The sequence below is a fragment of the Sutcliffiella sp. NC1 genome (assembly GCF_027594365.1).
Lineage (GTDB): Bacteria > Bacillota > Bacilli > Bacillales > Bacillaceae_I > Sutcliffiella > Sutcliffiella cohnii.
Genome location: NZ_CP115153.1, coordinates 1249473 through 1267235 on the forward strand (window position 1 = coordinate 1249473; position 17763 = coordinate 1267235).

The 17763-nt window shown below is 35.0% G+C and carries 16 protein-coding genes and 1 other annotated feature; of the genes, 14 read left to right on the top strand and 2 right to left on the bottom strand.

Annotated features, from left to right (window positions below; all coding sequences use genetic code 11):
* Positions 1–102 precede the first annotated feature (102 nt).
* From O1A01_RS06280 to O1A01_RS06290, 3 genes are all read left to right on the top strand, one after another.
* Entirely contained in the window at positions 103–876 is a 774-nt protein-coding gene (locus tag O1A01_RS06280; RefSeq protein WP_066416673.1) for a Rossmann-fold NAD(P)-binding domain-containing protein, read from the top strand.
* A 79-nt stretch (positions 877–955) separates the two neighbouring features.
* Positions 956–1912 carry a BMP family ABC transporter substrate-binding protein gene (locus O1A01_RS06285; protein WP_066416669.1) on the top strand — a complete coding sequence of 319 codons (957 nt, stop codon included), beginning with the start codon at positions 956–958 and terminating at the stop codon, positions 1910–1912.
* 11 nt (positions 1913–1923) lie between these two features.
* On the top strand, positions 1924–2112 hold the full coding sequence (locus O1A01_RS06290; RefSeq protein ID WP_066416667.1) for a ComZ family protein: 189 nt from the start codon (positions 1924–1926) through the stop codon (positions 2110–2112).
* Positions 2113–2127: 15 nt separating this feature from the next.
* Here O1A01_RS06290 and O1A01_RS06295 read toward each other — a convergent pair whose 3' ends face one another.
* Positions 2128–2382 (bottom strand): hypothetical protein, encoded by a 255-nt coding sequence (locus tag O1A01_RS06295; protein WP_066416664.1) that lies wholly within the window; start codon positions 2380–2382, stop codon positions 2128–2130.
* A gap of 271 nt (positions 2383–2653) precedes the next feature.
* On the opposite strand from O1A01_RS06295, the gene O1A01_RS06300 reads away from it, so the two are divergent.
* From O1A01_RS06300 to O1A01_RS06345, 10 genes are all read left to right on the top strand, one after another.
* Positions 2654–3586, top strand: coding sequence for a beta-ketoacyl-ACP synthase III (locus O1A01_RS06300; protein ID WP_270065803.1), 933 nt, complete (start codon positions 2654–2656; stop codon positions 3584–3586).
* A 33-nt stretch (positions 3587–3619) separates the two neighbouring features.
* Complete coding sequence (gene fabF / locus O1A01_RS06305; RefSeq protein WP_066416662.1) at positions 3620–4855, top strand: beta-ketoacyl-ACP synthase II; 1236 nt, start codon at positions 3620–3622, stop codon at positions 4853–4855.
* 178 nt (positions 4856–5033) lie between these two features.
* A complete protein-coding gene (locus tag O1A01_RS06310; protein WP_066416661.1) occupies positions 5034–5825 on the top strand; it encodes a DUF2268 domain-containing putative Zn-dependent protease in 792 nt (263 codons plus the stop codon).
* Positions 5826–6224: 399 nt separating this feature from the next.
* Positions 6225–7208 carry an ABC transporter ATP-binding protein gene (locus O1A01_RS06315; protein ID WP_066416660.1) on the top strand — a complete coding sequence of 328 codons (984 nt, stop codon included), beginning with the start codon at positions 6225–6227 and terminating at the stop codon, positions 7206–7208.
* Entirely contained in the window at positions 7205–8239 is a 1035-nt protein-coding gene (locus tag O1A01_RS06320) for an ABC transporter ATP-binding protein (protein ID WP_066416659.1), read from the top strand. Before O1A01_RS06315 ends, O1A01_RS06320 begins: the two co-directional genes overlap by 4 nt.
* A gap of 95 nt (positions 8240–8334) precedes the next feature.
* Complete coding sequence (locus O1A01_RS06325) at positions 8335–10023, top strand: peptide-binding protein (RefSeq protein ID WP_066416650.1); 1689 nt, start codon at positions 8335–8337, stop codon at positions 10021–10023.
* A 188-nt stretch (positions 10024–10211) separates the two neighbouring features.
* Positions 10212–11162, top strand: a complete 951-nt coding sequence (locus O1A01_RS06330) for an ABC transporter permease (RefSeq protein ID WP_066416648.1) — start codon at positions 10212–10214, stop codon at positions 11160–11162.
* Positions 11163–11176: 14 nt separating this feature from the next.
* Entirely contained in the window at positions 11177–12091 is a 915-nt protein-coding gene (gene opp4C, locus O1A01_RS06335; RefSeq protein ID WP_066416646.1) for an oligopeptide ABC transporter permease, read from the top strand.
* 610 nt (positions 12092–12701) lie between these two features.
* Positions 12702–12917, top strand: a complete 216-nt coding sequence (locus O1A01_RS06340) for a YuzI family membrane protein (RefSeq protein ID WP_174522375.1) — start codon at positions 12702–12704, stop codon at positions 12915–12917.
* A 93-nt stretch (positions 12918–13010) separates the two neighbouring features.
* Entirely contained in the window at positions 13011–13754 is a 744-nt protein-coding gene (locus O1A01_RS06345; protein ID WP_066416645.1) for a YjbA family protein, read from the top strand.
* A 55-nt stretch (positions 13755–13809) separates the two neighbouring features.
* On the opposite strand, the gene trpS is transcribed toward O1A01_RS06345, so the two are convergent.
* Positions 13810–14796 carry a tryptophan--tRNA ligase gene (trpS, locus tag O1A01_RS06350; RefSeq protein WP_066416642.1) on the bottom strand — a complete coding sequence of 329 codons (987 nt, stop codon included), beginning with the start codon at positions 14794–14796 and terminating at the stop codon, positions 13810–13812.
* Positions 14797–14854: 58 nt separating this feature from the next.
* Positions 14855–15036: a binding site (T-box leader), on the bottom strand.
* A 138-nt stretch (positions 15037–15174) separates the two neighbouring features.
* Here trpS and O1A01_RS06355 point away from each other — a divergent pair.
* Entirely contained in the window at positions 15175–17520 is a 2346-nt protein-coding gene (locus O1A01_RS06355; RefSeq protein WP_270065804.1) for a helix-turn-helix domain-containing protein, read from the top strand.
* Positions 17521–17763 lie beyond the last annotated feature (243 nt).

Below are 17763 nucleotides of genomic sequence, written 5' to 3' on the forward strand. Positions count from 1 at the left end.
CCCTACTTCGAATTCTCGATGATAGGGACTATTATTATGTTTTTGCATACGATACTGTATAAGATGTTTGAGAGAAGTTATTAAAGAGGTGGTGTGGAAAATATGAGTAGTGCAATAGTTGTTGGTGCTACTAGCTTTATAGGTTTTCAATTATGCCAAACATTAATCTCAAAGGAATTTGATGTTTTAGCGGTTGATCCAATAATAAAACGGACGGAATCAGAAGAAGAAAAATTGATGGAAATTGGTAGGAATGCTTTTTTTCAATATGCACTGATGCAAGATTTACAATCGAATGTAGATAAAGAAGAATATGATGTTTTATTTATTTGTGCGGAAAAAGAGTGGACAGAAGAGGAAGTAGAACAAATTAATCAGCTATCAAACTGTGTGCAAAAAGTCATTGTAACTTGTTCTGCATTACAACATAATAATAGGAACTTAACTAATTCGAATGATAAATATATTACAGTAATTACTCCAGAACTTTTTGGACCGTGGGATTCAGAATCTTCCCCTATTCAACAGGCTATTTTTCAACGGATAGAACGTAACGATGAACAACAACAAGAACTACAAATTAAAAGAAAAGATTATCTTTATATAGAAAATTTATGTGAAGCGTTAGTTGCCTTGTGGGAAGAAAAGGTAACAGAGACCACATTATTTGCAACTAATCCAGAAAAAAATTCTTGGGAAATAATTAGTAAAGAGCTTAATATCCCAGTCAAAGAAGTAGATGTCTGGATAAACGAGAACGACAAAATAATTTGGGATTTTATTTCGTATAAACCAACTATTACAGTAGAAGAAGGACTACATTTACAGAAAAGATTCGTCATGATAAAATTACGAAGTAAAAGGATTATAGAATAATAATATTTATGCACCATGTTGATGCAATCTATTCGGTAAAAATCCAACTAAAACTCACTTTTAGGATGGTGCTTTTTTTATGAAAATAAGAACTATTTCATTCTTATTCTTTCTTGTCCTTTTTTTAGCAGGATGTGGACAAGTTGAACAATCAGAAAAATTACATAAGGTAGGCTTATTAGTTCCAGATACCATTCATGATCAAGTATGGGGGACAAAAGGGTACAAGGGATTGTTAAAAATTCAATCCGAATTTAACGTAGATGTATTTTATATGGAAGGGATAGAGGAATCAGCTTCTATAAAAAGTGCAGTAAAGGAATATGATGAAAAAGGAATTAATCTTATATTCGGTCACGGCAATCAATATGCACAAGTGTTTAATGAAATAGCGAAAGATTACCCACATATTCATTTTGTATGCTTTAATGCAGCAGTATATGGTGAAAATGTAACGTCCTTAAATTTTAATGCTAATGCAATGGGCTTTTTTGCCGGGATGGTAGCTAGTCATATGACAGAAACGAATAATATCGGTGTGCTTGCTGCGTTTGAATGGCAGCCAGAGGTAGACGGGTATTTCGAAGGTGCTTATTTTGAAAATCCAGATATAAAAGTTCATATCGAATTCACTCAAAATTGGGACGACCCAGAATTAGCGGTAATGTTGCTTAATGAAATGTTAGAAAATGATGTTGATATTGTTTATCCAGCAGGTGATGGATATAATATTCCTGTAATTAATACGTTAAAAGAAAAAGGCTTATACGCAATTGGATACGTCTCAGATCAATCAGATTTAGGAGAAAATACAGTTTTAACGAGTACTATTCAACATGTACCGGAGCTTTACGAAATAGTTGCACGACGTTTTCAAGATGGGCAGTTAACTGCCGGCTCTCTATTTTTTGATTTTGAGGACGAAGTAATATCACTAGGTGCATTTAGCCCGTTAGTGGATGAAGAGTTCCAACGATCTATTGAAAATCATATTACATTATATAAACAAACAGGTCTACTACCAAACCAACAATAGAGGTGACAACGATGGAAAAAAATATGTTGTATATGCAAATTGCCATGAAACATTTACCTGAAGCGAAACAGTTCCTTGAAGAGTCAGGGGTAGAGTTGAATCTTGAACAAATTCAACCAATGATTTCTTTACTAACGAAAGTAATGGATGAAGCATACGAACTTGGCTTACAAGAAGGTTTAGCACGTAAAGAGGACTAGAAACATTCTAGTCCTCTATTTTTTTCGTATTAAATCTAATAATGGGGATAACTCTTTTACTAAAGGTTTTAAACGGTTGACCGATTCCATAATAGAATCAACTTGTTCTAAAATGATATCGTAATTAGGTAAACTTCCTTCTTGTGTTGGTGTTTCGTTCTGTTTTGTTTCGGTCTTTGGTGCCGATGGAGGTGTTCCAAACATTAACCGTGTAAAAGGATCAACTTCTTGTTCTTGTACTTGTACCTCTTCCACTTTACTATTTTCCATATTCCATCCCCCTTTAACATACTGTACTTTTGCTTTCTACTTCTATCTTATTCCGCTACTATTAACATGTTTGGGTAAATGTCTTATATAAATAGGTTTTTTCCTTATTATTTCTATCTGGACTTCTATTACTTAATCCTATATTTACAGTTAAAACCATCAATAGCTTTAAAATAGTTATTAAATAGTTGTCAATCAACAAAAAATAATATAAAATTAGTACCAAGTCATAATAATTGATAATAAATTTTAGAGAGTTAGGTGTAGCGAAATGAATGCAGGGATAATGGGAATTGGTCGTTACGTACCTGAAAAAGTGCTAACAAATGCAGACTTAGAAAAAATGGTTGATACATCAGATGAATGGATAAAAACAAGAACAGGTATAGAAGAGCGTAGAGTTGCTGAAGACACAATGGATACATCACATATGGCAACATTAGCAGCTAAACGTGCGATTGAAAATGCTGGTATTTCCGCAGAGGAAATTGATATGATAATTGTTGCAACCGTAACTCCAGATCAGCCTTTTCCATCTGTAGGTTGCATTCTTCAAGAAAGAATAGGAGCACATCGGGCCGCAGCATTTGATGTTAGTGCAGCTTGTGCAGGCTTTATGTACGGAATAATAACAGGAAAACAGTTTATTGAAACAAATGTATATAAACATATCTTAGTAGTAGGTGTAGAAAAACTTTCAAAAATTACCGATTGGACGGATCGAAATACGGCAGTATTATTCGGAGATGGGGCAGGAGCGGTTGTGTTAGGCCCAGTTTCAGAAGGAAGAGGTATTTTATCATTTGAGTTAGGTTCAGACGGTACGGGAGCTAAACATTTGTATCAAGATGAATATATTCAAATGAATGGTAGAGAAGTATTTAAGTTTGCTGTTCGTCAAATGGGAGAATCTGCAGTTAATGTTATCGAAAAGGCTGGTTTAACAAAAGAGGACGTAGATTTCCTTATTCCTCATCAAGCAAACATTAGAATTATGGAAGCAGCAAGAGAAAGATTAAACTTACCAGTTGTAAAAATGTCGAAAACGATTCATAAATATGGAAACACTTCGGCAGCTTCCATTCCAATATCGATTGTGGAAGAATTAGAAAATGGAAAAATAAAAGATGATGATCTAGTAGTGATGGTCGGGTTTGGTGGCGGCTTAACATGGGGTGCTATTGCCATCCGTTGGGGAAGATAATCGAAAGAAAGTAACTGAAAGGGGTACTAATAAATGAAAAAGCGAGTAGTTGTAACTGGCTTAGGAGCCGTAACACCTATCGGAAATGACGCAGAAACAGCATGGCAAAATGCTATTAACGGAGTTTCGGGGGTAGGACCTTTAACGAGAGTAGATAAAGAGTTGTTTCCAGCTAAAGTAGCTGCGGAGCTCAAAGATTTTGATCCTGAAAAATTTATGGATAAAAAAGAAGCAAGAAGAATGGACAGATTTACTCAATACGCAGTTGCAGCATCATTTATGGCAGTAAAAGATGCCGATTTAACAATTGATGAGTCAAATGCTCCACGTGTAGGTGTTTGGGTAGGTTCTGGTATTGGTGGAATGGAAACGTTCGAAAATCAATATAGAACGTTTTTAGAAAAAGGTGCAAGACGTGTTAGTCCATTTTTTGTACCAATGATGATTCCAGATATGGCTACAGGACAGGTTTCGATCGCATTAGGTGCAAAAGGGGTAAACTCTTGTACAGTAACAGCATGTGCGACAGGAACAAATTGTATTGGAGATGCTTTTAAAGTAATTCAACGCGGAGATGCAGATGTTATGGTAACAGGCGGTACAGAAGCGCCGTTAACAGACATATCGTTTGCTGGATTTAGCTCTGCGAAAGCATTATCATTCAATACAGACCCTAAAACAGCAAGCAGACCGTTTGACCAAAATCGTGATGGATTTGTTATGGGAGAAGGTGCTGGAATTCTAGTACTGGAAGAGTTAGAACATGCGTTAAAGAGAGGCGCAAGAATATACGCTGAAATCGTAGGATATGGCTCTACTGGAGATGCCCATCATATTACAGCACCTGCACCAGCTGGTGAAGGTGGAGCAAGAGCAATGAAAATGGCAATAAATGATGGCGGACTAAAGCCGGAAGATATTGATTACATTAACGCTCACGGTACTAGTACGGAATATAACGATAAATACGAAACAATGGCCATTAAGGAAGTATTAGGAGACCATGCCTATAATATAGCGGTTAGTTCTACTAAATCAATGACAGGACATCTATTAGGTGCAGCTGGAGGTGTGGAGGCAATATTTTCAATCAAAGCTATTGAACAGTCCATAATTCCACCTACAATTAACCTTGAAACTCCAGATCCAGAATGTGACCTTAATTATGTTCCAAATAAAGCAATTGAAAGAGAAGTAAAAGTTGCCTTAAGTAACTCATTAGGTTTCGGAGGACATAACGCAACGATAATATTTAAGAAATACGAATAATACTACACCCAAAAGTTAGATTTATAATCTTACTTTTGGGTGTTTTTTTAACACTGGAATAGAACTATTTCCAACAAGGGACTTTGTAAATATCGCTTATAAGCTAATACTTAGTCCTTTCACCCATTTGAACTCTTCTACATAAAATGTTGAAAACATATGTAAAGGGATGTATAAAATGCCGATTATACAAACCGATAAATGGCTACAACAAGATTATTTTGAACCGTTAAAACTTTGTAAAAGACTTTTATTATTTTTTGAAGATGTTACAGATAAGGAATTGTATGATTATTTGCGTAGTCATGGTATGTATTGCCCTGTTAGAGGTGGACTTGAGACAATAGATAGTCTTAAAGAAAAAGATGTGTGGGGTATTGTTCAGGAAGCATACAAAGAATTAAAGAAAAAATGGAATGGTCCTACTATTCCAGTGTTTATCTTTCCGTCTGATGTATATAACAGAGAAATTCAAAAAGATTTTAACGGGAAATCAGGTGTTGCTTTTAAAGATAAGTTGTTTTTATTTTTACCTGAGCATATAAATAAAAACGAATTAAAAGCACTATTAACTCACGAATATAACCACATTTGTGTGTTAAGAAGAGAAAAAAAGAAAGAGGATGAATATACTTTTTTTGATTCGATTTTAATAGAGGGTTTAGCAGAAAGTGCTGTGAAAGACCAACTAGGTGAAGCCTATGTTTCGAAATGGACCAACTATTACAATAACGAAACATGCAATAAATACTATTTACAATTTGTTGTACCGAATCTACATGTGAAAAACTATGAAAAAGAACATATGAATCTATTATATGGAAAACGCGGGTATCCCAAAATGTTAGGATACTGTATAGGTTATTATTTAATTCAAAATACGTTAAAAACAAGCAAACTTCCCTACCAAAAATTACTATCTTTACAGTTAGATGATTTGAAAAAAATAATAAAACGATACAATCCTTGAAAGAATAGTAAAAAAAGTCGAATTATTAAAAAAAACTAGCGAAAATGCTAGTTTTTTTTCATATTTTTTAATATAATCAATAAATGTTAAAGATTTGCCCAAATGGAAATTTAATAAATTTTTAGTTTTTTTAAAAATTCCACTTGAATTTGTAAAGTTTTTGTAATATTATACATACATGTGATAGCTATTTTCAAACAATTTAGTAAATAGGACATAGTTAGTTTATTAAAATAATGTTACAAAACAACTTCATTAGTTACTGTATCCAATAAATAGATTTATATTTTTGTAATATTTGTGTAATAAGTATTTAAAATATTTATAACAATAAAAAAGATATGGTAAAGAACACCTTTTAGACGTAGCAACGAAAGAGTAAAGGATGGTGACTGCTTTATGTCAGCTTTATTAGAAGTGAGGAATTTACAAACTCACTTTTTCAGAAAAAAAGAATCGGTGCCTGCTGTTGATGGTGTGGATATCACGATCAAAAAGGGTGAAACGGTTGCACTAGTAGGGGAATCTGGATCTGGTAAATCGATTACTTCACTTTCTATAATGGGCTTAGTACCAAGTCCAGGAGGAAAAATCGTTGGTGGAGAAGTAGTGTTTGAGGGTAAAGACTTAACAAAATTAACTGAAAATGAACTTTGTAAAGTTCGTGGTAACGATATATCAATGATTTTCCAAGAACCAATGACTTCACTCAATCCAGTACTAACAATTGGTGAACAAATTACAGAGGTATTAACTCTTCACCAAAAGCTTTCAAAAAGAGAGGCTATAAAAAAAGCAATTGAAATGCTAGAACTTGTTGGTTTCTCACGGGCTGCAGAAATAATAAATGATTACCCACATCGTTTATCCGGTGGAATGAGACAAAGGGTAATGATAGCAATTGCAATGAGCTGTAATCCGAAGCTTTTAATCGCAGATGAGCCTACAACAGCTTTAGATGTAACAATACAAGCCCAAATACTAGATTTAATGAAGGACTTAAGTCATAAATTTGATACTTCTATTCTATTAATCACGCATGATTTAGGAGTAGTATCCGAAGTTGCTGATCGTGTAGTAGTTATGTACTGTGGGCAAGTAGTAGAAGAAGCTTCTGTTGAGGACTTATTCGAAGACGCATTACATCCTTACACTCAAGGCTTAATAAATTCAATCCCTAATATTGAAGATGAAATATCAAGATTAGAGTCCATTAAGGGGAATGTACCACCACCAACAAATTTACCGCAAGGTTGTCGTTTTGCTCCTCGTTGTCCGAAAGCATTTGACCGTTGCTTTAGCGAGATACCAGATCTTCTAAACGAAGATGGGAACCGTTCGGTAAGGTGCTTCTTATATGATGGGGAGGAGGCAGTACAATGACAGCAACAGATACAAAGAACAACGAGATTAATAATATTGTAACAGAAAGTAACCCAGATTATTTGCTAGAAGTAAGAGGGTTGAAAAAGTATTTCCCGATAAAAGCTGGCTTATTACAAAGAAATGTTGGTAATGTTAAGGCAGTTGATGACATAAACTTATTTGTGAAAAAGGGTGAAACGCTTGGTCTAGTTGGAGAGTCTGGTTGTGGAAAGTCTACAACAGGAAGAACAATAATTAGGCTTTATGAACCAACGGCAGGAAACATCTTCTTTAAAGGAAGAGATATTGCGCAAATGAGTGAAGGTGAACTTCGCGCAACCGTTCGCCGTGATATACAAATGGTTTTCCAAGATCCCTTTGCAACGTTAAATCCTAGAAAAACATTAAGGGCTATTCTGAAAGAACCATACAACACTCATAAATTGTTTACACCTAAAGAACGAGATGAAAAGGTTGAAAACCTACTAGAAACAGTTGGTTTAGACCCATCATATATTAGTCGTTATCCCCATGAATTTTCTGGAGGGCAACGTCAACGTATTGGTATTGCTAGAGCACTTGCATTAAATCCGGATTTAATTATTGCGGATGAAGCTGTATCTGCACTAGACGTATCGATACAAGCTCAAATTATTAACTTAATGCAAGACCTACAAAGAGAAATGGGAATGGCATACATATTCATTTCTCATGACTTAAGTGTTGTACGACACATAAGCGACCGTGTAGGGGTAATGTATTTAGGTAAAATGATGGAGTTGGCTAACAAGCATGATTTATATAATGATCCACTTCATCCTTACACACAAGCGTTACTTTCTGCGGTACCAACTCTGCGTAGAAAAGGTCAAACAGTAAAAAGAGAACGAATTGTGTTGAAAGGTGAGTTACCAAGTCCGGCAAACCCTCCAAAAGGATGTGTGTTCCACACTAGATGTCCGGCTGCGATGGATGCTTGTAGAGAAATTATGCCGCAATTTAAAGAAGTTAAACCTGATCATTTTGTTGCTTGTCACCTATATGAATAATAGGTGATAAGCAACGATGATATAAATTGAAAACGGAAGGTAATATTTTACCGAACATTTTCAGAACATTAAAAATTTAAAGGGGGAAACACAAGATGAAGCTAAAACAAAAGTCTTTATTATTCATCGTACTAGCATTAGTACTATCAATGTTTTTAGCGGCTTGTAGTGGTAGCACTGGTGGAAACGAAAACAACAACACCAACAACACTGACAACGCTACTAACAACACTGGCAATGATCCAGAAGATGAGGAAGAAGAAGTAGACAGCAATGAGCCTGTTTATGGAGGAGACCTAATCTTAGGTTCTACAGGTAGCCCGACATTATTTAACGGTTACTATTCTTCTGACACTGCAAGTTCTGCAATTGAAGGATTTATCTTTGATTCTCTAATTGGAAGTGACACTTCTTTTGAAACTACACTTTCTATGGCGGCAAGCTGGGATCAATCTGATGATTATATGGTTAACACTTTCGTATTAAAAGATGGCTTAAAATTCCATGATGGAGAGCCTCTAACTGCGGAAGACGTAGTATTCTCTTTAAGCATTCCTTTACATGAAGATTATGATGGTCCTCGTAAAGGTTACTTCGAGAAAATCGAATCAATCGAAGCTACTGATGAGAAAACAATCGTTATTACTTTAAGTGATATCGACCCATCTATTCACGTAGCATTTGGATTCCCAATCTTACCTAAACATATTTTAGGTGACGTTCCAGTTGCTGACTTAGGTGAGCATGAGTTTAACACGAAAAATCCAATCGGTTCTGGTCCTTTCGTATTTGACGAGTGGGCAGATGGACAATATGTACGCGTTAAAGCTTTCGAAGACTACCATGAAGGTCGTCCTTACTTAGATACAATCACTTACAAAATCGTTCCTGATGCTGATGCTTTATTAACGCAATTAGCTACAGGTGACGTACATTATTACACAGTTCCTGCATCTGACTACCACACTGTTTTAGAGTGGGAAGAAGCTGGAGATCTTAAAATCGAATCTGGTTTAGCATTATCTTACACTTTCTTAGGTTACAACTTACGTAACGACTTATTCAAAGAAAAAGAAGTACGTCAAGCATTAACTCACGCTATCGACCGTGAAGCAATCGTTGCTTCTATCATGGCTGGTGACGGTGAAGTTGCTCACGTACCTGAGTCTCCATTAAGCTGGGCTTATGACGAGAACGTTCCTAAATTTGACTACGATGTAGACAAAGCAAAACAAATGTTAGAAGAAGCTGGTTGGACTCCAGGTGCTGACGGCATCCTTGAGAAAGACGGAGTTAAATTCTCTTTCAGCTTAAAAACGAACCAAGGTAACAAAATCCGTGAAGATATCGCGGTTGTAGTTCAAGAGCAATTCGCTCAAATCGGTATTGAAGTAAAACCTGAAATTATGGAATGGTCTGCATTCTTAGCTGATGTTAACCCACCAGCTTGGAACTTCGATGCAATCATCTTAGGATGGGCATTATCTACAGATCCAGATCCAAGTGGTATTTTCCACTCTAAAGAAATTGAAGAAGGCTTAAACTTCGTTGCATACTCTAACCCAGAGGCTGACGAGTTAATGGATCTAAACATGTCTACTATGGACCGTGATGAGCGTGCGGATTATATTAAGCAAGCTAATGCATTGATCGCTGAAGATCAACCATATACTTTCTTATACTATCCAAACGCACACCGTGCAATGCCTGTAAACTTAGAAGGCTTTGAGTTCCATGCGCGTTTAGAGTACTACAACATCCACAAATGGTGGTTAAAACAATAATAACTAATAACTAAAATATAGTTATATAGGAAATAGGGGAAGGGGTTGTCCCTTTCCCTTTTTTCTTCAAATTTGTACAAAATTTGTCGAATGTAAGTTGAATTTGAAAGCAATGCTGTTCACATTACAGTATTAATATAAGCTAAAAATAGCCCGCATAAAGTTTAGACAGAAAAGGAGAATCAGCTATGATCTCATATATTATTCGCCGTTGTTTAATGGCAATTCCGTTATTGTTTGGGATTACTATTCTGTCATTTGCGATCATCAAAATGGCTCCAGGTGGACCATCTTCCTTAATGTTAGACCCTAACATTAGTAAAGGTGATTTAGCAGCATTTGAAGAAAAGTACGGTTTAAATGACCCAGTTCATGTTCAATATTTAAAATGGGTTGGTAATATGGTTCAGGGTGATTTTGGGAACTCTTTAATTCGTCGTGGTGTACCTGTAAGTGAAATGATCATGAACCGTTTACCAAACACATTATTACTAATGGTAGTTTCCACAGTTTTGGCATTAATTATATCGATACCATTCGGTATTATTTCGGCCAGGAAGCAATACACTTTAACTGATTACACCGTAACAGTGACATCATTTTTAGGACTAGCAACTCCGAACTTTTGGATCGGTTTAATGATGATTATGCTATTTTCTGTTCAGCTCGGATGGATGCCTACTGGTGGAGTCGCTACATTAAATGCACCTTTTAGTATTTGGGACAGAATACATCACTTAATCATGCCTGCATTAGTTTTAGCTACAGCTGATATGGCTGGTTTAACACGTTATACAAGATCTAGTATGCTTGAAGTTTTAAGGCAAGATTATATGCGTACAGCAAGAGCGAAAGGATTAAAAGAAAACAAAGTAGTGTATAAACATGGATTACGTAACGGTTTAATTCCGATTATTACAATCTTCGGTTTAATGCTTCCTTCTTTTATTGGCGGATCTGTTGTTGTAGAACGTATTTTTGCATGGCCAGGAATCGGAATGTTATTTATCGATTCAGCATTCCAACGTGATTATCCTGTAATAATGGGACTTACGGTTATTTCTGCAGTACTTGTTGTAATTGGAAACTTAATCGCTGATATACTTTACGCTGTATTTGATCCGCGTATTGAATACTAAAAGGGGGAGCATCGATGCAAACACAACCATCTACACAACCTAATTCCAATTTATCGTTAGACCCCAAGAAAAATAAACAGGATACGTTACTGAAAATTACTGTTAGAAAGTTTTTCAACAATAAGCTAGCAGTTGTTGGGGCAATAATTTTAATGATTATTATGGGGCTAGCACTTTTTGCACCATTAGTTACACAATTCCCTTATCAACAGCAAAACTTACTTAATCGATTACAGGCTCCAAACGCAGAACATTGGTTAGGAACAGATCGATATGGTCGTGACGTATTTGCTAGAATTTTATACGGAGCTAGAGTCTCCTTAATGGTAGGTTTCGCTTCCGTTGCAGGGGCAATTACGATTGGTACGGTTATTGGAGCAGTTGCAGGATATTTCGGTGGAAAAATAGATGCGTTTTTAATGCGTGTCGTTGACGTAGTAATTTCAATCCCGAACATATTCTTATTAATTACGTTAGTAACAATCTTTGAGCCAGGATTAGATAAGTTAATTATCATTTTTGCGCTTACTGGTTGGACTGGAACAGCACGTCTAGTTCGTGGAGAGTTTCTATCCCTTCGTACTCGTGAATTCGTATTAGCTGCAAAAACAATAGGAACAAGAAGCTATGTAATTATATTCTCGCATATTTTACCAAATGCTTTAGGACCAATTATAGTAGCAGCAACGTTATCGGTAGGAGGAGTAATTTTAGCAGAATCTACATTAAGTTATTTAGGTCTTGGAATTCAACCACCTACACCAAGTTGGGGTAATATGTTACAAGATGCTCAAAACTTTACGATTATGTTAAAGCATCCATGGTATCCTTTATTCCCAGGTCTAATGATTTTATTTACAGTACTAGCGTTTAACTTTATAGGAGACGGTCTACGTGACGCGTTAGATCCAAAAACTTTAGAAAAGTAGAAAAGTCAAGATGCCAATCTTGGCTTTTCTACTTTTTTATATTTAGAAAGAATATAAAATGAGACAACTTTAGGATATACATATATTTCTCGTACTTGTTTTAAACTTCCGGAAAATTTCCCCTTTCGAAGTTTAGAAATGTAGTGCAAAAATCAAGCTCAAACCCTAAATTATTCCCAAGATAGACACCTATGAAAGTGAAAATGTGCAACGTTGCGAATGAAAATAGTTTTTCAGTTTTTGAACGGTTTTAAGGTTAAAGGTTTGTACTTAAGGTTTAGAATCGTGAGTGGAACGCAGCGGAAGACACTGGACTCCAGCGGGAAGAAGAGGAATCGGGAGACCCCGCAGGCGCTTGCGCCAAGGAGGCTTCCGTTTCTCCCCGCGGAAAGCAAGTGTCTGTAGCGAAGTGAAACGGACTAACTTAAAAACAGTAAAAATTTCCAAGGTTGACCTACTGAAAAGCGCCTCCAACTCAACTTACTTACAAGATTACGTGCCTATTTCTCCTTATTTTTATCATTTTTTTCACAACCTCTCATAGAATATAGTAAATAAAGAGTAGGACAAGGAGGAACGAGTATGATAACGAAGATTGTTAGTGATAGAGATGATTAGAGCATTTATATTTTTAGTAGGTTTTGGCTCAGCCGTTGCTGGAGGCATAAGTACACTTGCCTATTTAAACTTATTTGTAAACGGAGTAGATTTAAAAGGCTACCTTTTATTCATATTAAAACGACCAGAATGTTACCTCTTACCGATAGGTCTACTAATTGTTGCTTCAAGTATTTACACCCCTGATGGAAAAAAATCCTCTAATTAAACTTCCATGAATATATAGATTATGGAATAAATTTGAACTTGTCTGCCTATACTTATGGATAATAACGAGTAGAAATAAAGTGAGGGGTTAGTCATGTTATATCTCCATGATGTTTGGGTGAATTGGTTTGAAGGTGAAGAGAATGGCTATAATGTTTGTCATTTTCATGAATGGAGAAAAGAAGACAGCGTAGAGTTACTAGATCAAGTTCCATTACTTTTTGTAGAAAGTGTTTTATTCCATTATATCGAAAATGATTTACAAGAGCTTCCTGCGAAATTACTAGAAGACGTTTTTCAGAAGAGCTACATTAGGAAAAATCATGAACGGATTCAGCAAGACTATTGTTTTATCGTTACAGATGGACAAGGTATATTAGCAGTAGATACGATCGGCTATAACATACCGATACGAAAAAGCAGATTAATACCAAGACAAGAACAACTAGTTTACGATATGGTAGAAAACCATGAAGTAGAAAAGTACGATTTCAACGGTGTAAATAATAAAGAATATCACATTCTGTCGCCTTCACCAGATATGATGAAAGGATTGACTAGAAAAGAAAGACAATTGAAACAATTGTTATTTATGGCATTAGATCAATTAAAAACTACGAAAAATACAGCAGAAATAAGATATTGGTATACAGAATGGAATCCAGTGTCATACGAAATGATTCAATGTATGGATTTTCATGAAGTATGGGAACAGCTATATTCGGAATTAAAAAGTGGTTGGACAGAGAAACACGAAGAGCTGTGCGAACATATTATAAAAGGACAACCATTCTTTGAAAAATTGTGGGACATGGAACAACAGCCAAAAGTAAACTAAAAATAAGAGCGATGCCAAAATTGCATCGCTCTATTTTGCTTTAATAGAATATATATTATCTTTTTCTTCCTAGTCCCATCGCTTTTTCTACTTTTTTAATCATCTTGAAGGCTACTTTATTTGCCTTTTCAGCGCCTGCATCTAAAATTTGATCTAACTCGTCGGAGTTTATTAGCTCGTTATATCTTTCTTGAATTGGTGCCAATGCGTCTACTACAACGTTAGCTAGATCTTGTTTGAAATCACCGTACCCTTTTCCTTCATACTTTTGCTCTAATTCTTCAATTGTTACGTTAGCTAAAATAGAGTAAATGGATAGTAAATTAGATACACCAGGTTTATTTTCTTTATCGTATTTTACAATGCCTTCACTATCGGTTACAGCACTTTTAATTTTCTTAATAATTTGCTTTGGTTCATCTAACAAGGTGATGAACGATTTTTGATTTGGATCTGACTTACTCATCTTTTTAGTTGGCTCTTGTAACGACATAATTCTAGCTCCAACTTTAGGGATTTTTACTTCTGGTATTGTGAACACTTCTCGATATTTTTTATTAAATCGCTCCGCTAAATCTCGTGTAATCTCTAAATGTTGTTTTTGGTCCTCGCCAACTGGGACAACATCTGTATTATATAGAAGAATATCAGCAGCCATTAATGGAGGATATGTTAATAATCCAGCTGAAACTGCTTCACTACCTTGTGACTTATCTTTAAATTGAGTCATTCGTTCCAGTTCACCAATGTACGCAACACATTGCATAATCCAGCCAAGTTGGGCATGTGCTGGTACTTCTGATTGAATGAACAGTGTTGCGCGTTCAGGGTCTAGTCCTATTGCTACGTATAGAGCTGCTAAGCTTTTAATACTTTTTCTTAACTGTTGAGGATCTTGATGAACGGTAATCGCATGCTGGTCAACGATACAGAAATAGCAGTTATAATCATCTTGTAATTCCACAAACTGCTTCATAGCTCCAATATAATTTCCTAACGTAACGTTACCACTCGGTTGAATCCCAGAGAATATAGTTTTCATAGTAAAAACACTCCTTATAAAAATTAATACAAATACAAAAAGGCCCATTCATCCCTAAAAAAGGGACGAATGAACCGCGGTGCCACCCTTGTTATCTTACAGACAATGCCGCAAGATCACTTTAATCGTTAAATAGCTCGAAAGTCCAATTCCGTTTTACCTTGATGCTTGTTCTCACCAACCACAAGCTCTCTAAAAATCAGTGGATAAACCGTACTACGCCTTTTTCATTGCTAGGTTATTTAATTTTTTATGTTATTTTTATATATTATAAATAGTCTTAAAAGGAAATGCAAGGGAGAAAGTAATATAATTCCTTTAATTGTTAACGGAAAAAGGTTTAAGGTTGAAAAAACAAAAAATAAGTGAGGAAACAAAATGTTTCAAGAAACTGATTATTCAATAAGCTTACAAGAATTTCAATTATTAAATCCGAAGTTAAACCAAGGTCTCCAAATTATGATGCTAATAAACGGGGAACTAACAGTCGAAACTAATAGCCGTTTCTATACGTTAGAAGAAAAAGATTTATTAGTTATTAATCAAAATCAACTTTATCAAATTGAGAGTAATAATAAAAATAAAGTGGTAGTTGTTACTCTATCAAACGAATATATGGATAAATACTACCCAGCTTATAAAGATTATCGCTTTGAATGCTTTTCTAAAGAAATTGATATGGGTCGCGTACATTTAGTTAAGTCTATAAGAAAGTTGCTTGCGGAGATGTTAATTTCTAATTATCGAAGAGATGAAAGCTATAAGGTTGAAATGCAGTCCTATTTAAGTAAAATATTATTAATTTTAATACGTGGCTTTAAACAAAAAGCGCTAAGCACGGAAAAACATAATTTAGATAATCCACGTATTACACAAGTCATTACATATATAGAAGAAAACTTTAGAGAAGCAATTACACTAGAAGATACGGCTAAGAAATTTTATATTTCAGCGAGTTATTTATCGCGTTACTTTAAGCAAGAAATGGATATTGGTTTTAATCGCTATTTAACGAAAATAAGACTTAATCATGCAGTGAAGGATTTGCTGTATACGTCGCATCCTATTGGACAGATTGCTATTGATAATGGTTTTCCAAGTGCTAAATCTTTTACGACTTTATTTAAAGAAACATATAATGACACACCAAAAATTTATCGAGAAAAACATCAAAAAAGTGTAACGGATGTTGTAAAAATTCATAGTCATGAAGATACGTTAGAACTAAAGCAATCAAGGGATATTTTGAAAAAGCTGCAAATCTTCCTTAATGAGGACGTCATAGATTCTTTTGAAAATACAGAGTGGCGTTCAGAGGAATTAATCATTGATGTTTCACTATACAAAAACCAAAAGGAAGAAATTGTGACTCCTAACCATAGTCTATCTATTGGGGAATTAAAAGAAGTATTAAGAGAAGACGTCAGATCCCAATTGTTAATGACAAAAAAATATTTAGGATTAGACTATGTATCTGTTAGCAGACTAATTTATGGTTCAACGATAACACCTGCGGTAGAAACAGACGAAGATGTTGCAACAACTTCTCCTTATTATAATGCTGATTTTGCACTAGCCTTCCTACAAAAACATGGAATCTCCTTATTTATAAGTGTAGATTATCAAGAAATAACAGAAAATGAACAGCAGTATTTTAAAGAACTAGAGGGCGTCCTAAAGCATTGTCTTAATGTAAATGGGAGATCATTTTTGCAATCTTGGAAATTTATGTTTTATGAACCTGCTACAACCGTTGTCAGTGAAGCGGAGATGAGCCGTGTTTATTTAAAGTTGTATCAAACAATAAAACGTCTCATACCTAAAACAAATGTAGGAGTGTTTTTTCCTTTTTCCTATAGGGATGAAAAAGCTAATAAAAAACATGAGTGGATATTAGAAAAGAACGTTCCAATCGATTTTTTTGGCTATGAAACGAACCAAAATGAAATAATAGATTTTGAAAACTTAGAGGATGAGAGGTTTGCGCTAGCGGAAAACTATATAATCGAAAAAACCGGTAAGTTTAAAAACTATATAAGAAAAAATCATAAAGAAAAGCCACTACACCTTGTCAGCTGGAATACGTTGACAGGTAATACTCGCTATACAAACGGTACATTTTTTCGCGGAGCGCTAGTTTTTAAAAGTGCTCTTGAGGTTGCAAAGGAAGTTGAATCAATTGGCTTTTGGATTAATACAGAACTGCATGAAAATCGAGTGAAAAACAGAGGAATTAGTATGGAAGGAATGGAGCTTTATCACTATTTTAGTGGAAAGCGCCCAGCGTTTTTTGCCCTACAATTTTTGCGGAGACTCCAAGGCGAAATAATTGTAAAAGGTAACGAATATGTCATGACGGAAAATGAATGGGGTTATCAGCTCGTATTAATGAACTATACGAATGTGAATCCTTATTATTCGACGGAAGAAACATTGTTAAAGAAGTTAAATAAAGATATTCACGTCACGATATCAAATCTTGAACCAGGTGAGTATCAAATTAGAAAACATATTTTTGATAAGGAGCACGGAGCACTTTATAATCAATGGCGAAATTTAAATAGTAAATATGGTATTGATGAAGAAGTGATTCAATATATCGTCGAAACTAGTCAACCATCCTTGGAAATCTTTGATAAGTCCTTCGACAAAGAGTGGTCGTTTTATTCCTATTTAACTTTTAACGCAATCCATTTTTTTGAAATACGTAAAATAATCACGTAAGCAGTACTATTATGAAGGAATCAATGTGTCGAGCATTGGTTCTATTTATATTGGTAAAAAAATAGCCGTCATTTTTTTACCTATTTAATTTGGTGATAAAGAAGTGGGTGTGAGTTTGTGAAAAACTGAGCAAGTAATAACTTATACGTTTTCATTATCTCTTTTAAAATAAAAGTATGTTAATAAGCTGCTTATTAAATAAAAATTCAAGTAATCATTACTCTAAGAAACAATATTCTTATT